This is a genomic window from Microbulbifer echini (assembly GCF_041447225.1).
Classification (GTDB): domain Bacteria; phylum Pseudomonadota; class Gammaproteobacteria; order Pseudomonadales; family Cellvibrionaceae; genus Microbulbifer; species Microbulbifer echini.
On the sequence record NZ_JBGMEL010000004.1, the window covers coordinates 15,400 to 32,647 of the forward strand.

At 53.1% G+C, this 17,248-nt stretch carries 13 protein-coding genes; 8 read left to right on the top strand and 5 right to left on the bottom strand.

Going from position 1 to position 17,248, the window contains the following annotated elements; genetic code table 11:
• The first annotated feature begins 45 nt into the window (after window positions 1-45).
• From ACCI51_RS05160 to ACCI51_RS05170, 3 genes are all read left to right on the top strand, one after another.
• Window positions 46-336, top strand: coding sequence for a hypothetical protein (locus ACCI51_RS05160; protein ID WP_371842839.1), 291 nt, complete (start codon window positions 46-48; stop codon window positions 334-336).
• Window positions 337-342: 6 nt separating this feature from the next.
• On the top strand, window positions 343-1,020 hold the full coding sequence (locus tag ACCI51_RS05165) for a phenylacetaldoxime dehydratase family protein (RefSeq protein WP_371842977.1): 678 nt from the start codon (window positions 343-345) through the stop codon (window positions 1,018-1,020).
• Window positions 1,021-1,189: 169 nt separating this feature from the next.
• Entirely contained in the window at window positions 1,190-1,753 is a 564-nt protein-coding gene (locus ACCI51_RS05170; protein ID WP_371842840.1) for a dienelactone hydrolase family protein, read from the top strand.
• A gap of 147 nt (window positions 1,754-1,900) precedes the next feature.
• On the opposite strand, the gene ACCI51_RS05175 is transcribed toward ACCI51_RS05170, so the two are convergent.
• The 3 genes from ACCI51_RS05175 to thiI form a co-directional block, all read right to left on the bottom strand.
• Entirely contained in the window at window positions 1,901-3,889 is a 1,989-nt protein-coding gene (locus ACCI51_RS05175) for a glycosyl hydrolase family 18 protein (RefSeq protein WP_299585579.1), read from the bottom strand.
• Between the two features lie 710 nt (window positions 3,890-4,599).
• A complete protein-coding gene (gene typA, locus ACCI51_RS05180) occupies window positions 4,600-6,408 on the bottom strand; it encodes a translational GTPase TypA (RefSeq protein ID WP_299585577.1) in 1,809 nt (602 codons plus the stop codon).
• Window positions 6,409-6,618: 210 nt separating this feature from the next.
• The gene (thiI, locus tag ACCI51_RS05185; RefSeq protein WP_299585575.1) at window positions 6,619-8,103 is read right to left on the bottom strand and encodes a tRNA uracil 4-sulfurtransferase ThiI; all 1,485 of its coding nucleotides are present in this window, start codon (window positions 8,101-8,103) and stop codon (window positions 6,619-6,621) included.
• A 320-nt stretch (window positions 8,104-8,423) separates the two neighbouring features.
• Here thiI and glnA point away from each other — a divergent pair, with 320 nt between their 5' ends.
• The 5 genes from glnA (at window position 8,424) to ACCI51_RS05210 (ending at window position 15,253) form a co-directional block, all read left to right on the top strand.
• Window positions 8,424-9,830, top strand: coding sequence for a glutamate--ammonia ligase (gene glnA / locus ACCI51_RS05190; protein WP_299585573.1), 1,407 nt, complete (start codon window positions 8,424-8,426; stop codon window positions 9,828-9,830).
• A 234-nt stretch (window positions 9,831-10,064) separates the two neighbouring features.
• A complete protein-coding gene (locus ACCI51_RS05195; protein ID WP_371842841.1) occupies window positions 10,065-10,700 on the top strand; it encodes a DUF4124 domain-containing protein in 636 nt (211 codons plus the stop codon).
• A gap of 316 nt (window positions 10,701-11,016) precedes the next feature.
• Window positions 11,017-12,081: a nitrogen regulation protein NR(II) gene (gene glnL / locus ACCI51_RS05200; RefSeq protein ID WP_371842842.1), complete on the top strand. Its 1,065-nt coding sequence runs from the start codon at window positions 11,017-11,019 to the stop codon at window positions 12,079-12,081.
• 21 nt (window positions 12,082-12,102) lie between these two features.
• Window positions 12,103-13,509: a nitrogen regulation protein NR(I) gene (gene ntrC / locus ACCI51_RS05205; RefSeq protein ID WP_299585567.1), complete on the top strand. Its 1,407-nt coding sequence runs from the start codon at window positions 12,103-12,105 to the stop codon at window positions 13,507-13,509.
• Between the two features lie 1,411 nt (window positions 13,510-14,920).
• Window positions 14,921-15,253, top strand: coding sequence for a PAS domain-containing protein (locus tag ACCI51_RS05210; RefSeq protein WP_371842843.1), 333 nt, complete (start codon window positions 14,921-14,923; stop codon window positions 15,251-15,253).
• Window positions 15,254-15,326: 73 nt separating this feature from the next.
• On the opposite strand, the gene ACCI51_RS05215 is transcribed toward ACCI51_RS05210, so the two are convergent.
• Window positions 15,327-15,872, bottom strand: a complete 546-nt coding sequence (locus tag ACCI51_RS05215; RefSeq protein ID WP_299585563.1) for a peroxiredoxin family protein — start codon at window positions 15,870-15,872, stop codon at window positions 15,327-15,329.
• A gap of 237 nt (window positions 15,873-16,109) precedes the next feature.
• A complete protein-coding gene (locus ACCI51_RS05220; RefSeq protein ID WP_299585561.1) occupies window positions 16,110-17,189 on the bottom strand; it encodes an AI-2E family transporter in 1,080 nt (359 codons plus the stop codon).
• Window positions 17,190-17,248 lie beyond the last annotated feature (59 nt).

Here is a 17,248-nt window from a genome sequence, read left to right on the forward strand (position 1 = left end):
AATTATACACCGTTAACGACAGTGCTCACTGGCGGCAGGGTCATTATGAAAAATCGTCCAGATCACTTTGAACCGCCATATCCATCCTGGGAGCTGAATTTACCTCTAGCGATATGGTATGTGCAGTGCCAGGTTGCTTTACAGATGCCCAGTGGTAAGCGGGATGATTTGCTATTTTCCCGCTTAGCTAAGGCTTTATCCCTGGCAGAGGGTTTATTGCATTATGAACGCGCTGGATATGTTGATCCTCAGGACGCTTACAATGATATCGCTATTGCTTATTGGTCTTGTGAAGACACCATGAATAAGTGGCTGCTCAAAGGGCTTAGTGAGTAGGCTGTAATTACCCAGGGTAAGTGCGGGGTTTGGTATGAGGCACTGGCAGCTCCTCGCAGCCACTTCGAAGTTTCGTCTTCCCTACCGACAGCAGACTGGGGCCTATTTCGTCATTTTGAGACCTGTACGCAGAGAGACCATGCTTATTGGGGCGCTATGCGGGATCGTATTGCAGCGGCCGAGAATAATGGTCTGCCTGGCCAATTAAAAAAATTGAAGCCATTATCTTCAATTGATCAATCCAGTGAAGAAATTAGCCTACCCGAAAATATCTGTATGATCAGAACCGTACAAGGCTATTCAGTAACAAGCTCAAAGGAGCGAAGAAGCTACGAAGAAAAATTGCGCCCGAAATATGAACAGGGTGTGAGATTTCTTGATGAAAACCCAATGAAATCTCGCTGTCTTAGTGTGCGCCTTTTACGGGATGAAAAGCCAATGCGAGGCCGGCCGGATACAGAGACCATCGCTTGGTTCGCCTCGTTGGTAGATTTGGAAAACTGGGTGCATCACCACCGCACACACAAAGCGATCTACACAGCAGCGCAACAGCATGCTGTGTGTTTCTCCCCTGAGATGCATCTGCTATTGAGTCATGAGGTTGCTGTAGTCCCTAAGGGGAAGGGAAAAGCCATGTACAAAAATTGTCATCCAGATACGGGTCTGACACGGTTTTTGAGTTAAAAAAAGATCTTAATAAGTTGAGAGTAACCCGCTAAAGTCAATAGTATTTAAGCTTTAGGAGGTGTTTTGCAGAGGGGAGATGGTCTGAATAAATATATTTATTATTAATGAATTTCTGTCTATCTTTTATTCTTGGATGATTTCTTGGTGCTTGATTTTGCAAATAGTAGTGATTAGTGATATTTGGGGCTTAACAGAAGCTTTGGAGCAGTTGTGCTCTAGAGTGAGTATCGATCATAAAATATTGGATCCCTATTTAGGGGAAAAAATGAATTTCGAAAGTGAGGAGGCGGCTTATCAATATTTTATGAGAGAGGGTGGTGTCGATAATTATTATTCTTTTGTAAATAAATATATTAGAGCGCAGGACCACAAGTGTAATGTGGTTGGGTTTAGTGTGGGAGCCACTGTCGCCTGGATGCTAGCTTGTCGTGATAGTTCAGCATTCATTGAGCAGACAGCTTGCTTTTATGGCTCCCGGGTGCGTCATTTTCTCGATGAAAGGCCAGGAAAAAATGTAGATTTTTTCCTGGCAGACGAAGAGCCCTCCTTGAATATTTCTGATTTTTCACGCAATCTTTCCAAAATTCCGCTGGTGAATGTACATCAAACCCTTTTTCCGCATGGGTTTATGAATCGCTATTCGTCTAATTTTAGCGCAGATGCCTATGATCGGTATTGCGATTGGTTGAGGGTATGGCTGCAAAATCGTCCGAAGTGGGCGACAAAGTAGGGAGGGAAATAGACAGGATCGGGTGTGGGTGATGAACCAATAAAAAGGGCCCAAAAGGGCTCTTTTTATTGGTTGGAAGAAAATTTATTTCTTCGCGCTTACATATTGCTCCGCGGGGTTTTCCTGCGAGACACAAACGGATTTAGGCTACTGGCAGGAACTCGCTTCCCAGTACTGGGGGGCATTTGCCGGAGACCACCAGTTAGGCCCGAAGGTAGAGACGTATACCTGGCCTTCGAACGTTACCCGATCACCAATTTCATAGGCCGCATCACCGGCGTAGGGCTGCTGGAATGCTGGGCAGGAAGCCGCTGTGCCCTCGTTGTCGTCAGTGCTGTCGTTAGAGTCGCTATCGGAATTATTGCCAGAACCATTTTCGGTATTGTCGTCAGTGCCACTATCCGAGCCGTTATCAGAGTCACTGTCTGATTCGCTGTCAGAGCCGTCATTATTTGTCTGGCAGCTGGTCTCGTTCCACAGTGTCGGTGCGGCGGATGGCGACCACCAGTTTGGTGCGTGGTTGGATTCGTAGGCAGCTCCTTCGAAGACGACAACATCACCGATAGAGTAGCCAGGATCACCGGCATAAGGCTGCTGGAAAGCCGTGCAGGAGGCAGTGCTTCCTGCGCCGCCGCTGTCACCAGTGTTGTTGTCGCCAGTATCGCTGTCGTTACCAGTATTATCGTTATTTCCGGTATTCCCGGAGTTGTCGTTGTCTCCGTTATCCGTGCCTCCAGTGTCGCCGCTATTGCCGCTATCTCCAGAGTTATCCGACCCGGAATCGCCTTGGCCAAAGACCTCCAGTGCCGCGTCGAGAAGCGGATACTGGTACTGGTTATTCTCGCGGAGCATGCCGCCTCGGAGCTGCCAGATCATCACGCCGCCCAGGTCTTGGTCGACCACGTAGCGAGCCCGCTCGGCAATTGAGGTCGTATCCTCGAAAGAAATAAAACCGCCATCCGGGAACCACCCATAGTGGGTGACGGCCTCTGGATCGTAGGCGGTCTGGAATGATGGATCATTCTGCATCTTTTCGACGATCTGGTAATAGCGCGTTTCAGTGTCAGAACCCCAGTGGGCTACGTCTTGCCCCGATGCGGCCTCGCCGATCGCGGTGGCGCCGGCAACGCTGCGGCCGTAGTGGGACATACCCAGTATGATTTTCTCGGATGGGATATTGCCCTCGGACATCCACATGTCGCGGCAGCTCTCCGCGTCGAAGCCTTCGTTGACTTGGCCTTCATAGGGGAACAGGGGGGACGTGTGCTGGGCTACCGAATCCCAGTCACCACCGAAGTCGTAGGTCATAAGATTGACGTAATCGAGGATTGCTCCGACTTCGGCAAAATCGTAACCTTCCTTTGCAATTGAGGGGCCGCAAGCGACCGCGGCGGTCAACTCCAGGTTTTTGCCGGTCTCGGCTTCGACTTCATCAAAGCGCGCGCGCAGCTCTCTCAGGAGTGCTGTGAAGTTGTCTTTGTCGATTGAGCGTCCGCCGTTCGGTGTATAGCCCGGATATTCGAAGTCGAGGTCGAGCCCATCGAAGTCCCAATCGGTAAGGAGTGTTACGGCATTTTCGATAAAGGCCGCGCGTGCGGTGTCGCTCTCCATCATCTCAGACACTTTATGAGAGAGGGTCCAGCCACCCACAGAGAGAATTGCCTTGGCGCCGTCGTCGTGCACCGATTTTACGAAACCTGACTCTTGATCGTTCCATCCCTGGCAGACCTCGGCCTGCTTACTGGAGTCGTACTGGCTGTAAGGATGCCAGAAGGGCGGGGAGCACTTGACCGGACCATTACCCGCGCCGCCGGAGAATGACTGGGCGCCCAGCCCGTAGAAAACATAGGGGTCTGTGAAGTAGATGGTGCCCTCTTCGTCGTTCCAGGCAAAGGCGTACTGGACGTGAGTGAGCTTGGAAAAATCCACGTTGTCGTGGGTAAAGGATGAGTCGGCCCAATACTCCCAGTCGGCCCAGTAGGCCGAGACTCGTTTGGTTGTCTCTTGAGCGCTGATATTTACGCTCAACACGAGCGCTGCCGCGAGCGTTGCAACCCTCTTAAATCCAAATCCGCGGTCACTGCGGTCCCCCTCCAACATCCTTGTTTGATCCTGAGATTGCAGGAAAGAAAACATTAGACTGACCTCCCATGGGCCTTAAATATGAAATAACTTAGCGTTATAGAGCTAAGGGAACCTCTGAATAATTCCGTAATGTCTCTGTGGGACTTGAAGGTCGCAAATATTAGACGCAGCTCGCCACAAATGGTCTTAGTCCATTGCAGGAGTGACAACGCAGTAGATGTGGCCCCCCAAGGCCTGCCGGTGGGGCTTTCCAAGGTATCACGGAATTATTCAGAGATTCTCGAAGCTTTATAATTGAGAAATTAGGAATAAATAAGGATGCAAAAGTTCCACGACGGATACAGAGAAATAATGCCGTTCAATGATTTATTTGCGCTGGATATTTTTTTAGTTTCCATGTGTTGAAAAAAAGAAGATGGAGCTAAAATTTAATCGCACTTTTTTCAGGAAATTTTTTCATATCAGGAAAAAGGGTAAATGATCGGACTTTGGGTGCGGTATTGAAACCTGGTTTGCCTAAGTCGAAAAACAAAAGGAAAAGTGTGCGGGGGACAACGGAATTATCTAAAAATTCTAGCTGGTATATTTTCGGTGAATTTTATTACCGTATACCAGCTAGCGGTATACGTTACTCAGCTATTAGTAATACAGCCTCGCCCGAGGAATTTTTATATTTACAGTGATCGGCGTATTATTTGTCGTGGGAGGACAAATAAAAAAGGGCCCGTTAGGGCCCTTTTTAGAGTGGAAGAAAATATAAATTATTTCTTCGCGCGTTTGCGCATATTTTCCTGCAGGATTTTTTTGCGCAGACGGATAAAGTTGGGAGTCACTTCTACCAATTCGTCGTCTTCGATAAATTCCAGCGCCTGCTCTAAAGTGTGGCGGATGGGCGGCGACAGGGTCAGTGCGTCGTCGGTACCTGAGGCGCGCACGTTGGTGAGCTGCTTGGCCTTAGTGGGGTTTACCACCAGGTCGTTGCCGCGGGAGTGGATACCGACGATCTGTCCTTCGTAGACCTCTTCACCGTGGCCCAGGAACAGGCGGCCGCGATCCTGCAAAGCGAACAGGCCGTAAGCGAGGGTCTTGCCTTTGACCATGGAAACCAGTACGCCGTTGATGCGCTTGGCCACTTCACCCTGTTTCACCGGACCATAGTGGTCGAAGATGCTGGTCATGATGCCGGAGCCACTGGTGATGGTGAGGAACTGGGAGCGGAAACCGATCATGCCGCGGGAGGGCACGATAAAGGTCAGGCGCACGCGGCCTTTGCCGTCCGGCTCCATATTGGTGAGGTCGGCCTTGCGCAGACCCAGCTCTTCCATAATCGGGCCCTGGTGCTGCTCTTCAACGTCGATAACCACCTGCTCGTAGGGCTCGTGGATCTCGCCGTCGACTTCTCTCTGTACCACTTCCGGACGGGATACGCCCAGCTCGAAACCTTCGCGGCGCATGGACTCGATCAGAACGGACAAGTGCAGTTCGCCACGGCCGGAAACCTTGAATTTATCTGGGGAGTCGCCTTGCTCTACACGCAGGGCCACGTTGTGGATCAGCTCCTGGTCCAGGCGCTCTTTGATATTGCGCGAGGTTACATATTTGCCGTCCTGGCCAGCAAAGGGCGAGTCGTTGACCTGGAAGGTCATGCTCACGGTGGGCTCGTCCACGCTCAGGGCCGGCAGGGCTTCCGGGGTGTCGACATCACACAAGGTGTCGGAGATATTCAGTTCGCCCACACCGGTGATGCAGACGATATCGCCGGCGCTGGCCTGTTCAACTTCGACGCGCTCGAGGCCCAGGTAACCCATAACTTGCAGGACCTTAGCCTTGCGTGAACTGCCCTCGCGGTCCAGCACCACTACCTGTTGGTTGGGCTTTAGGGTGCCGCGGCTGATACGGCCAACGCCGATTACGCCTACGTAGCTGGAGTAATCCAGGGCGGAAACCTGCATTTGGAAGGCGCCGTTGGGGTCGACCTTGGGCGGCTCTACTTTGTCCACGATCATCTGGAACAGCGGTGTCATATCATCGGCCAGGTCGGTGTCGTCGAGACCGGCGATACCGTTCAGGGCGGAGGCATAGACTACCGGGAAGTCCAGCTGTTCATCGGTGGCGCCGAGGCTGTCAAACAGGTCGAAGACCTGATCCATCACCCAGTCCGGGCGCGCGCCGGGACGGTCGATCTTATTGATCACCACGATGGGGTTGAGGCCCTGCTCAAAGGCTTTCTGGGTGACGAAGCGAGTCTGCGGCATGGGGCCGTCGACCGCGTCTACCAGCAGCAATACAGAGTCGACCATGGACAGTACGCGCTCTACCTCGCCGCCGAAGTCGGCGTGTCCGGGGGTATCGACGATGTTGATGCGGTAGTCGTTCCAGCGAATGGCGGTGTTTTTCGCCAGGATGGTGATGCCGCGCTCACGCTCTTGATCGTTGGAGTCCATGACCCGCTCTGCGCCTTCGTCGCGGCGGTCGAGAGTGCCGGACTGGGACAGCAGCTTGTCCACCAGGGTGGTTTTGCCGTGGTCTACGTGGGCGATAATCGCAATATTGCGCAGATTGTCTATCACTGGGGGCCTCTGGGCGTTAAATCTGGGTAAATCGGGGCGGGGGCCTGCGGGGTTTCTACAGCAGCATTCCGGCCAAAGGCGGCGATTATAGGGGGGCCGCATGACAATTGGGAGTGATTTTGAGTAAAAAATCACCGGCCATGTCCAGAATAGTGGACCCCACTGTTGTGGGAGGTGCGCGCGGACGCAGCAAGCGCCCGCGCGCAGAGGCTACTTCTTGAGGCCTTCGGGGCGGTGTGGAATCTGTGGGCGCAGTACGCCGACATTGCGGAAGCCCTCGTCTAGCAGGTGCGAGGCGTGCAGGCGGCTCATCACTCCGCGAGCGCAGTAGAGCAGGTATTCGCGCTCCTGATCCAGCTGGGCGAAGTTGCTGTTCAAGCGATAGAAGGGAATGGTCTGCACCTCTGCGCCCTCGAGCTCCAGTGGGTCCATTTCCTCTTCGTCCGGGTGGCGGATATCGAGTACGACGGCGCCGCCGGCCTCCTCGCGAACCTCCACTTCCGGGGCCTCGCCATCCACCTCTTCGATCACCTGATCGATATTCTGGATCGAACGATTACTGATGGCGCGATCGAGGATGGTGAAGTCGAAGCGGTTTTCCTCAGACTCCACTTTTTCAATCTTCGCGCGGGTGGTGGGTTTCACCGAGATCACGCCGCAGTACTCGGGCATATTCGCGGCGAATTCCTCGGTGCCGATTTCCCGCGAGGTGCGGATAATGTCGGTTTTATCGGTGGTGATCAGCGGGCGCAGTACCAGGGTGTCGGTGACGCTATCAATGACCGCCAGATTTTTCAGGGTCTGGCTGGAAACCTGGGCGATCGCCTCACCGGTTACCACTGCGTCTACTTCTAGTTCCTTGGAAATCACATCGGCGGCACGCAGCATCATGCGTTTCAGAATCACGCCCATATGGGAGTCGTCGACGCGCTCTAGGATCTCTGCCACCACCTCATCAAAGGGCACCGTTACGAAGCGCACCCGGTGGGAGGCACCGTATTTATTCCACAGGTAATAGGCCACTTCCTTCACGCCCAGCTCGTGTTGGCGCCCACCCAGGTTGAAAAACAGGAAGTGAGTGCGCAGGCCGCGCTTCATCATCAGGTAGCTGGCCACGGTGGAGTCAAAGCCGCCGGATACCAGCGACAACACCGGGTCCTGTGTGCCCAGGGGAAAACCGCCGAGACCGGGGTGCTGTACCTCGATCACGTTGAGCTTGTCGTGGCGGACCTCCAGCTTCACGGTGATATCCGGGTTTTTCAGTTTGACCCCGGCCGCCTCGGTATTCTGATTGAGACCACCCCCCACGTACTGCTCGACATCCAGAGATTGGAAGTCGTGCTTGCCGGTGCGTTTTACCCGCACACAAAACGTTTTGTCCTTGAGGGCTGGGCCCCACACCGCCAGGGTTTTCTCATACATATCGTGCAGGTCGCCCAGGGGGAACTGTTGCACGCGGGAGAAGTTGGCGATACCGGGAGTATGGGAGAGCACCTCTTCGATACGGCTGCCCAGGTGCGCTACGGCATCCGGGGCGATCACATCGATCTTTTCCCAGTCTTTGCGCACTTGAATGCGGTCGTCCAGCTGGTGCAGCAGGCGCTGCAGGTTGTCCTTGAGCTGGCGAGACATCCGCTTGCGCACAGGGTTGCTCTTGATGGTGATCTCTGGAAAAAACTTGACGACAAAGTGCATGGGAATCCGTGTGGTACCGCATGTTGATAAGAAGGTGCGGCATTATAAACTAGCCGGAGGCAACTTGGTTGTGCACTGTTAATGAGCGCCCTCGAGAACGATCGCGCCAGAATGGTGCATTTACCTGTGGCTGCTCGGCCACAATACATCTATCCTGCCCCAGTCGGCCCAGTGCTGGGGCCCGCACCGGCGCTAGTCGCCGCTGCGGCGCGGCTGCCCTAATTTGGCACACTCCTTGCTTTATTTCACGCCAGGTAAAGAGTGAATGCCGGCAGCAAAGGCATAGCGACCAATTACTTTTCAAGACCTGGAGGACAGCAATGTCAGCGAAAACGCTCGATTTGATTAAAGAGAGTGAGGCTAAGTGGGTAGACCTGCGCTTCACCGACACCAAGGGTAAAGAACAGCACGTTTCCATCCCTGTGTCGGAGATTGACGGCGAGTTCTTCGAAGAGGGCAAGATGTTTGATGGCTCCTCTATCGCTGGCTGGAAGGGTATCAATGAGTCCGACATGATCCTGATGCCGGATGACGATACCGCGTTCCTCGACCCCTTCACCGATGAGAGCACCGTTATTATTCGCTGTAACATCGTGGACCCGGTCACCGGTCAGGGCTACGAGCGTGATCCCCGCTCCATTGCACTGCGCGCCGAGGAATATCTGAAGTCCACCGGTCTGGGCGACACCGCACTGTTCGGTCCAGAGCCCGAGTTCTTCGTATTCGACGATATTACTTGGGGTGCCGAAATGGGCGGCGCCTTCTACAAAATCAATTCCGAAGAGGCGGCCTGGTCCTCCGGTCACAGCTTTGCCGAGGGCAATATCGGCCACCGTCCGGGTGTTAAGGGCGGTTACTTCCCCGTACCCCCGGTCGACTCCCTGCACGATGTGCGTGCTGCCATGTGTTCCGCTATGGAGCAGATGGGGCTGCGTGTAGAAGTGCACCACCACGAAGTGGGCACCGCAGGACAGTGTGAGATCGGCGTTGCCGCTAACACTCTGACCAAGAAAGCGGATGAGGTACAGATCCTCAAGTACGCTGTGCACAATGTGGCGCACGCTTACGGTAAAACGGCAACCTTTATGCCCAAGCCCCTGGTTGGCGATAACGGTTCAGGCATGCACGTACACCAGTCCTTCACCAAGGATGGCGTAAACCAATTTGCCGGCGACGCCTACGCGGGTCTGTCCGAGACCGCTCTGTATTATATCGGCGGTATCGTGAAGCACGCACGCGCTCTGAATGCGATCTGTAACGCGTCTACCAACTCCTATAAGCGTCTGGTACCGGGCTTCGAAGCACCGGTTATCCTGGCTTACTCTGCGCGCAACCGCTCCGCTTCCATTCGCATTCCGTATGTGACCTCGCCGAAAGGTAAGCGCATCGAGACCCGTTTCCCGGATCCGACCGCCAACCCCTACCTGGCGTTCGCCGCACTGCTGATGGCGGGCCTCGACGGTGTTAAGAACAAGATCCACCCCGGCGATGCCGCCGACAAGGATCTGTACGACCTGCCGCCCGAAGAGTTGGCTGAGTACCCGACGGTAGCCGAGAGCCTGGAAGGTGCCCTGGACGCACTGAATAGCGATCGCGCCTTCCTGACCGAAGGCGGCGTATTCACTGACGACGCAATCGATGCCTACATCGATTTGAAGCGTGAAGAAGTAGAGCGCCTGAACATGACCACACACCCGGTTGAGTTCGATATGTACTACTCCGTGTAATAGCGAGCGGCATCACAGTGATGCCGTCGAGCTGTTCTCGAAAAGCCCGCACCGCCCTGGTGCGGGCTTTTTTATTGGAGGTACACTTTCACTGGGGTGGTTGTTTTTGCCGTCGATCATTGTCGCGGCGTTTACAGCGCTTATTGCTAACTGGCCCCGCCAAGTTGGAGCCCACAATCGAGCAGACACAAGGAGCGCCGCTGTGCGGCCGATGGAGCTATGGGATATACAAAATTGCTTAAGGTATTGTGCCTCGCCACACCGTTATTTGCCCTTGCCGGCACCGATGGTGGCAGCGCATCGGGCACTATTTACAAAGTTGTCGGCCCCGATGGCCAGGTGACATTTAGCGATACGCCACCGGCCAATGGGCAGGCGCAAAAGGTGGAGTTGGCCCCGATCAATGTACAGCCCATCGCCCTGCCGCGCCCGTTGCCAACCCGCAAGTTGTCGCCCAAAGATAGAGAGGATGAGGGCAAAGAAGGGCCCACGGGCCCCGTCACTATTCAGATTGTGAGTCCGCAGGACGGCGCTACGATCCCACCGGGGCAACGCTTTATTCCACTGCAGGTCAACGTACAACCGGTGTATCCGGAGGGGGCCAGCTTCTTTGCAGTAGTTGATGGCAAGCCCTGGAACGGCAGCTCCGAGGGAGCGGGTCTGGATATCTCCCTACTAGAGCGGGGCACCCATTCGGTGCAGGCGGTGCTTACCGATGCCAGAGGACAGGTCTTGGCCCAGTCTCAGGTGATCACCCTGTATGTGAAGCGTCCGGGGGGAAGGCTCCCGGACAACCCGGCACCGCGTGCTCCGCAGGCTCCCAAAGCCCCCGTGGGGCCGGGCATCCCCCAGGCCCAGCCCACCCCCTGAGTCTCTAGGCAATACCGGCGCCAACCGCCTCTTTTGGGAGGGCGCTACTCCTCTTTGAGACCCGCTGGTGAAACAATAGCTTGCGCACTAATATGGTGCGCAGGTCGTTCTCCTTGTACGTTTCTACCTTTTCCTGTGGTTGATTGGGCTGCTGCAGAGACCGGGCAGCGTAAAAATACTGCGGTGGTCGGACTGTGCCTCTCGGACAGCCATGTGCGCCATTTTGGTTTGCTTTTTGCACTGGCTAGGTACAAGGGTTTATCGCGCCGGGCGCAGGATCGTGCCCAGGCCCCTGTTGAGAAGCGGAAACTATTGAATGCTCAATGATCGCCAGTTGCGCCAGTTACTAGACAGCCTTACCTCTGCGGTATTGGTGTTGGATGACCAGTTAGCACTCTGCTATCTGAACAATGCCGCCGAGGATTTATTGGCCGCTTCCAGCGCGCGGATTGAGGGAATGCCCTTGGAGGAGGTGGTGCGGGAATCCGTTGAGGCGCAGAAGGCTCTGCGCAGTGCCCTTGCCAGTGGTGAGAAATTCACGGTGCGCCGGGCCCGCTGGCGCCTGCATAATCAGGAAACACGCACCGTTGATTACTCTGTGAGCCCCGTGCCGGAGCTGGGGGTGTTGCTGGTGGAAGTGCAGCCGATGGACCGTTTGCTGCGTATCGCCCGCGAGGACGCGCTACTCAGTACCCAGGAAACCGCGCGCAATCTGGTGCGCGGTATGGCTCATGAAGTAAAGAATCCCCTCGGCGGCATTCGCGGCGCCGCACAGCTACTGCAGCGGGAGCTGCCCGATGCCTCGCTCGAAGAGTACACCCAGATCATCATCGAAGAGGTGGATCGCCTGCGCAACCTGGTCGATCGCCTGCTGGGGCCGCGCCAGCCGGTACGGTTGGCGCCCAGTAATGTGCACGAGATTCTGGAGCGGGTGGCCCAGTTGGTGGAGGCCGAGTGCGGGGGTGAACTACGCATTCGCCGGGATTACGACCCCTCTATTCCCGATGTGCCGGCAGACCCCGAGCAATTAATCCAGGCCCTGTTGAATATCGCCCGCAATGCCATGCAGGCCATCGACGAGAGCATAGGCCTCGCCAGCGGAGAGATGGTGCTGCGCACTCGGGTACAGCGTCAATTCACCATCGGCCGGCGCCACTGCCCGCTGGTTTGCCGTATTGAAATAGAAGACAACGGGCCCGGTATTCCCGAGGAGATCCGTGAGCGCATATTTTTCCCGATGATTTCCGGACGTGCCGAGGGCTCGGGCCTGGGGCTGTCTATCTCCCAAAACATCATCAACCAGCATCGCGGCCTGATCAAATGCGATAGCCGACCGGGTCGCAGTGTGTTCCAGATTTACCTGCCACTTGTTACCGAATAAGCCAATACAGGAACCTAGAGAATGAGCAATCGCGTTTGGATTATTGACGACGACCGATCAATCCGCTGGGTACTGGAGCGGGCACTTTCGCGGGAGGGAATCGAAACCCAGTGTTACGAGAGTGGTGATCGCGCTCTAGATGATTTTTACAGCGATTCGCCGGATGTGGTGATTAGTGATATCCGCATGCCGGGTTCCGACGGGTTTAAACTGCTGGAGCGATTCCAGGCGGAGCGTCCGGGCCTGCCGATTATTATTATGACCGCGCACTCAGATCTTGACAGTGCGGTGGCCGCCTACCAGGGCGGGGCTTTTGAATATTTACCCAAGCCCTTCGATATCGATGAGGCCGTGGCGGTTACCCGCCGCGCCTTGGCGCACGCCAAAGAACAGGCCCAGGAAGAGCGCGCAGAGCCGGACAATGGTGCGGGTAATAAAGAGATTATCGGCGAAGCGCCGGCTATGCAGGAAGTGTTTCGCGCCATTGGTCGCCTGTCTCACTCGAATATCACGGTATTGATTAACGGTGAATCGGGCACCGGCAAGGAGCTGGTGGCGCAGGCCCTGCATAACCACAGCCCGCGCCGGGATAAGCCATTTATCGCCCTCAATATGGCCGCCATCCCCAAAGACTTGATGGAGTCCGAATTGTTTGGCCACGAGAAGGGCGCCTTTACCGGGGCCAGTGCCCAGCGCACCGGGCGTTTCGAACAGGCCAATAGCGGTACCCTTTTCCTGGATGAGATCGGTGATATGCCGGCGGAAACACAGACGCGGTTGTTGCGCGTGTTGGCAGATGGGGAGTTTTACCGGGTTGGAGGTCACACCCCGGTAAAAGTGGACGTGCGTATTATTGCCGCCACCCATCAGAACCTGGAGGAGTTGGTACGCGAGCATAAATTCCGCGAGGATTTATTTCACCGCTTGAATGTTATTCGTATCCATATTCCGCGGTTGGCGGACAGGCGTGAAGACATCCCACGATTGGTGCGTCATTTCTTTAATGCCGCCGCCGCAGATCTCGATGTTGAGCCCAAAATTCTGAGTAAAGAGGCCGAGGGATACCTTGCCGGGCTCGATTGGCCCGGGAATGTGCGTCAGCTGGAAAACACCTGTCGCTGGATTACCGTGATGGCCTCGGGCCGCGAAGTGCATATCGAGGATTTACCGCAGGAATTGCACCAACAGGGGAACGATGTCGAAGCCCCCCTGGACTGGCAAAAGGCCCTTCGACTCTGGGCCGATCAAGCCCTGAGCGCCGGGCGCAAGGAAATTCTCAGCGAAGCCGTGCCGGCTTTTGAGAAGGCGTTGATAGAAATCGCCCTCAAGCATACTGCCGGACGTAAACGGGATGCTGCAGATTTACTGGGTTGGGGGCGAAATACCCTGACCAGGAAGCTGAAAGAGCTGGGGATGAGTGGAGAGTGACTCTAACACTGGGATCTCAAGACTACTGAGATCCCAGGTGGGTGTACGCCTCTATGGTAGGCGTGGAGATAATCGCAATTGTATTCTGCATAAGACTCTGGATGGTAAAATCTTGCGGTAAATTCACCGCGGAGTTCATTCAACGGAAATGAGAGTTGGGTATTTAACATGTGGTAGAGTTTAATTTCGAGATTTCTTCCTTGGTATCTAAGTAATATTCTTTACTATATCTATTCCATATGGCTTCCTCGTAGAAGAACTAGGATAAATTTTTGTTACTGTCTATTTTGTACCGGAAATCGCCAACTCTAGTAAAGTTGGGAATACCGCTAATCTGTCTCTCTCTTTTCTAGTTCAATGATTCTTGTTAAAAGCCCTCTATTTCTGACATGTAGGCCGCTGAATAAAATACTGGTTTTATATGTGTTGATAGCAAATGAGTGGTCGCACAAGTATTAGTTTTCTAATATTTTTTATAAGGGTTTCAAAATTTTCTCTGGGTTCCTGAGGGAAATTCCTTCGTATTTATTTACAGTAAAAGCTAAGTCCTGGATAAAATCCTGGGCATTGGAATGGCTATTTCTCGGGTAATATAATTACCTTCGCCTGTGATGAAAGTCGAGAGTGTTGCTTTTAGGTGAAGGACAAGTTCTATTGCCTTGTTTGGCAAGATTTAAAAAATAGAGTTCTTAGAGTTCTCTGCGGATGAAGTTGAATTTTCTTGTTGGCTAAATCGACCAGGTTAGCGGTTAAACCGGAAAAACCCTGATGACGAGAGAGTGGTTTTTATTTGAAAAGATAGCTTCATTATTGGTTGCGGTATTTTTTTAGGTCTTTGAATGATTTCATCTATGAGCGAAATTTGAAATTCAAATCGAGAGATACGGCAACTTTAGTAAGAATAATTACCATTTTGTTGTTGTGGTCAGCGTCAACATTGAATTCATTACTTTTTTTTTGTTCGGCAGTATATGTTCTTTGTTCTATGGTTGCTGTGATTTATGGGAAGTTACGAAAATCCTTATCATAAATACCGTACAGGATTATGAGGGGCTGTATTGCTCTCACCGGTGGTGCTGGCTCTGGATTGTTGTTTTCACCATTTCCGCCTCTCCACTACAGGCTGAGACTAGGATGGCTGTGATCACAAGGGTGTTGAAGTTCCTGAAATTTTGTGCATTGTTTAGTTACAGTCCTTTTTGTTGAACGTTATCATACAGCGGCAAAATTGGTTTTATAACTTGCTATTACTACTGGGATTTTACGGTTAGTTGGGTAATGCGGTTATATGTTTGCGCCTTATTGCTATAAGGGCGTGTAAGTTTGATGCATTTAGTTTGAAGTCGTTTTATTGATAGATCCGGTAAGTAATGCTGTATTTATAATATGCTCGTAATATTTAGGTGGATTTATGAATAGTTCTGAGATGAGTGTTCTTGAAAAATTACCTTTTCTTTTTTGGGTAAAAGATCGGGAAGGAAAATATCTCTGGGGTAATCGAAAGATTTGTGAATTGGCCGGTGAGGAAGTGGCAGGCAAGACCGATGCGCAGCTGCCTTGGGCCAATAACGCTGTGGAATTGCGGGATGATGACTTATGTGTATTCGCCTCTGGCGAGCCAATCTACTCTCATGAGTTTGTGGATAAATCCAGTGAGGGCCGGGCCAGCTTGAGCGTTTGCAAGTGGCTCGATGACTTTGAAGGACAGCAGTGCTGTTTTGGGGTTTCCTTTATTTGTGACTAAGAAGATCAAAGATAAATTCTGCAATCTCATAGTATGAGAAAGCAGCCCGGAGCTTTCCGAGCTGTGAAATAGATTACTGCTCCACGTTTTCTTTCTGCGTGTTGCCCGATTTCTCCACCCCGAGTTCGGCCAGATTACGGGCGATATCTTCTGCACTAGTAGCGGGGTTGATATCTTTGTCAATCTTCAGAATGGTCCCATCTTTGCCAATATAAACAGTGACGCGCCGAGCGAGTTTAAGAACGGGGATCAACACATCGTATGCTTTAGCCGTTTGTCCAGTGGGGTCGCTGAGTAGGGGAAAATCGGCGGCATTATGCTTGGCAAAACGGGTGTTATCCTCATGCTTATCGGTGCTGGCCATAAAATAGGCCGCGTCGAAGGCGCGAATTTTGTGCCCATTTTTAGCCAGGGATTTACATTCGATAGTACAGCCTTTAGTAAAAGCCCTCGGAAACCAAGCGATTACAACTGCGCGTTTGCCGATATAGTCGTCCAGTGAGTGTGTCTTTCCATCTGTGCCCTGCAGGGAGAAGTTGGGTGCTTTTTCTCCAACTTCCAGCGCCATTAGCGGCAGGCTAATTATGGTGGCGATAATCAGGGTAAACCAATATTTCATAGGAACATCCGCTAAGGCAAAAATTGCGTCTATGCTACTGCCATACTCCGCATCAAACTAGTATATGCCTCTTGTTCGACCTGGAATTTTCGCAACAGTCTAGTTTCGCCCGAGAGACTGGCGAGTGCCAGAAGCCAGACTTTCGGTTTTGCGCGTTATCCTAGACCTCCCATCGCTAGCTCTATTCAGCATTCAGAGTATTTTGCTGCCACTTTCAGCTGGCGGGGTTGCTCACGGCTAATCACCCTCGGGCCTTGGCGGCATCAGCATGTCTTCGGGGTGGACAAATTCCCGCATAAAGATTTCCCAGAAGGCGAGGAATAGCGCTGCGAGTAGAGGGCCTATTGCGAAGCCACTGATACCAAACATGATCAGGCCACCCACGGTGGAAAACAGCACCAGATAATCCGGTAACTTGGTATCCCGTCCCACCAAGATGGGGCGCAATAAGTTGTCTACCAAGCTGATTACCGTAAATCCGTATGCCAGCAATATGCTGGCTTTGATTGGCTCGCCTATGCCGTAGAGATAGATCGCGGCGGGAAACCAGATCAGCGCCGCGCCAACGGCAGGTAGTAGCGACAGCAGGGTCATCAATACCCCCCACAGCAACGGTGCGGGGAGGTCGAGGGCCCAGAAAATAATACCGCCCAGGGAGCCTTGGGTGATGGCGACGACCAGGTTGCCCTTGATGGTAGCTCGGGTCACTTCGGCAAATTTAGCCAGCAGCAGGTGTTCGCGTTCATCACCGAGGGGCAGTGCATGAATAATCAGGTTGACCAGCTTCTCGCCATCGCGAATTAAAAAGAATGTGAGGTAGAGCATTAAGCCAAGCATGACAAAAAAGTTAACGGTGTTTTGCCCAACTTCAATAGCATTTTTGGCGATAAAGCTGCCGGCATTCATTACGCCGCCGAGTAGCCGTTGCTTGGCTTCATCAATATCGACGCCGATGCCCTCGAGCATATCGTTGACCCGTGGGAAGGTATTGCGCACCTGTTCCAGGGATTTCGAGATATCGATCTGCCCTTCCTGCACCCGGTGATAGAGAGTGACGGCTTCATTAATAAAGGACGTTGCTACCACCAGTACGGGTATTACCAATAGCACGATGCACATAAACAGCGTCAGCAGCGCCATGGAGTTGGGCGAGTTCGGAAAGCGCTCCATCAGCAAGCGGTACACTGGGTAGAAAATCAGGGCGATGGCACAGGCCCAGAAAATCGGTGTGAAGAAGGGTTTTACCAGTAGTAAAAAACCGATCGACACCAAAATAAGTGAAAGTATAAATGAGCGTCTTTCTAACTTTTCCTGCACTGGAGCTCCCTCTACTGCTGCAAAGCCCTGTGGTATCGGGCGCCTAATTTGCGATCTAT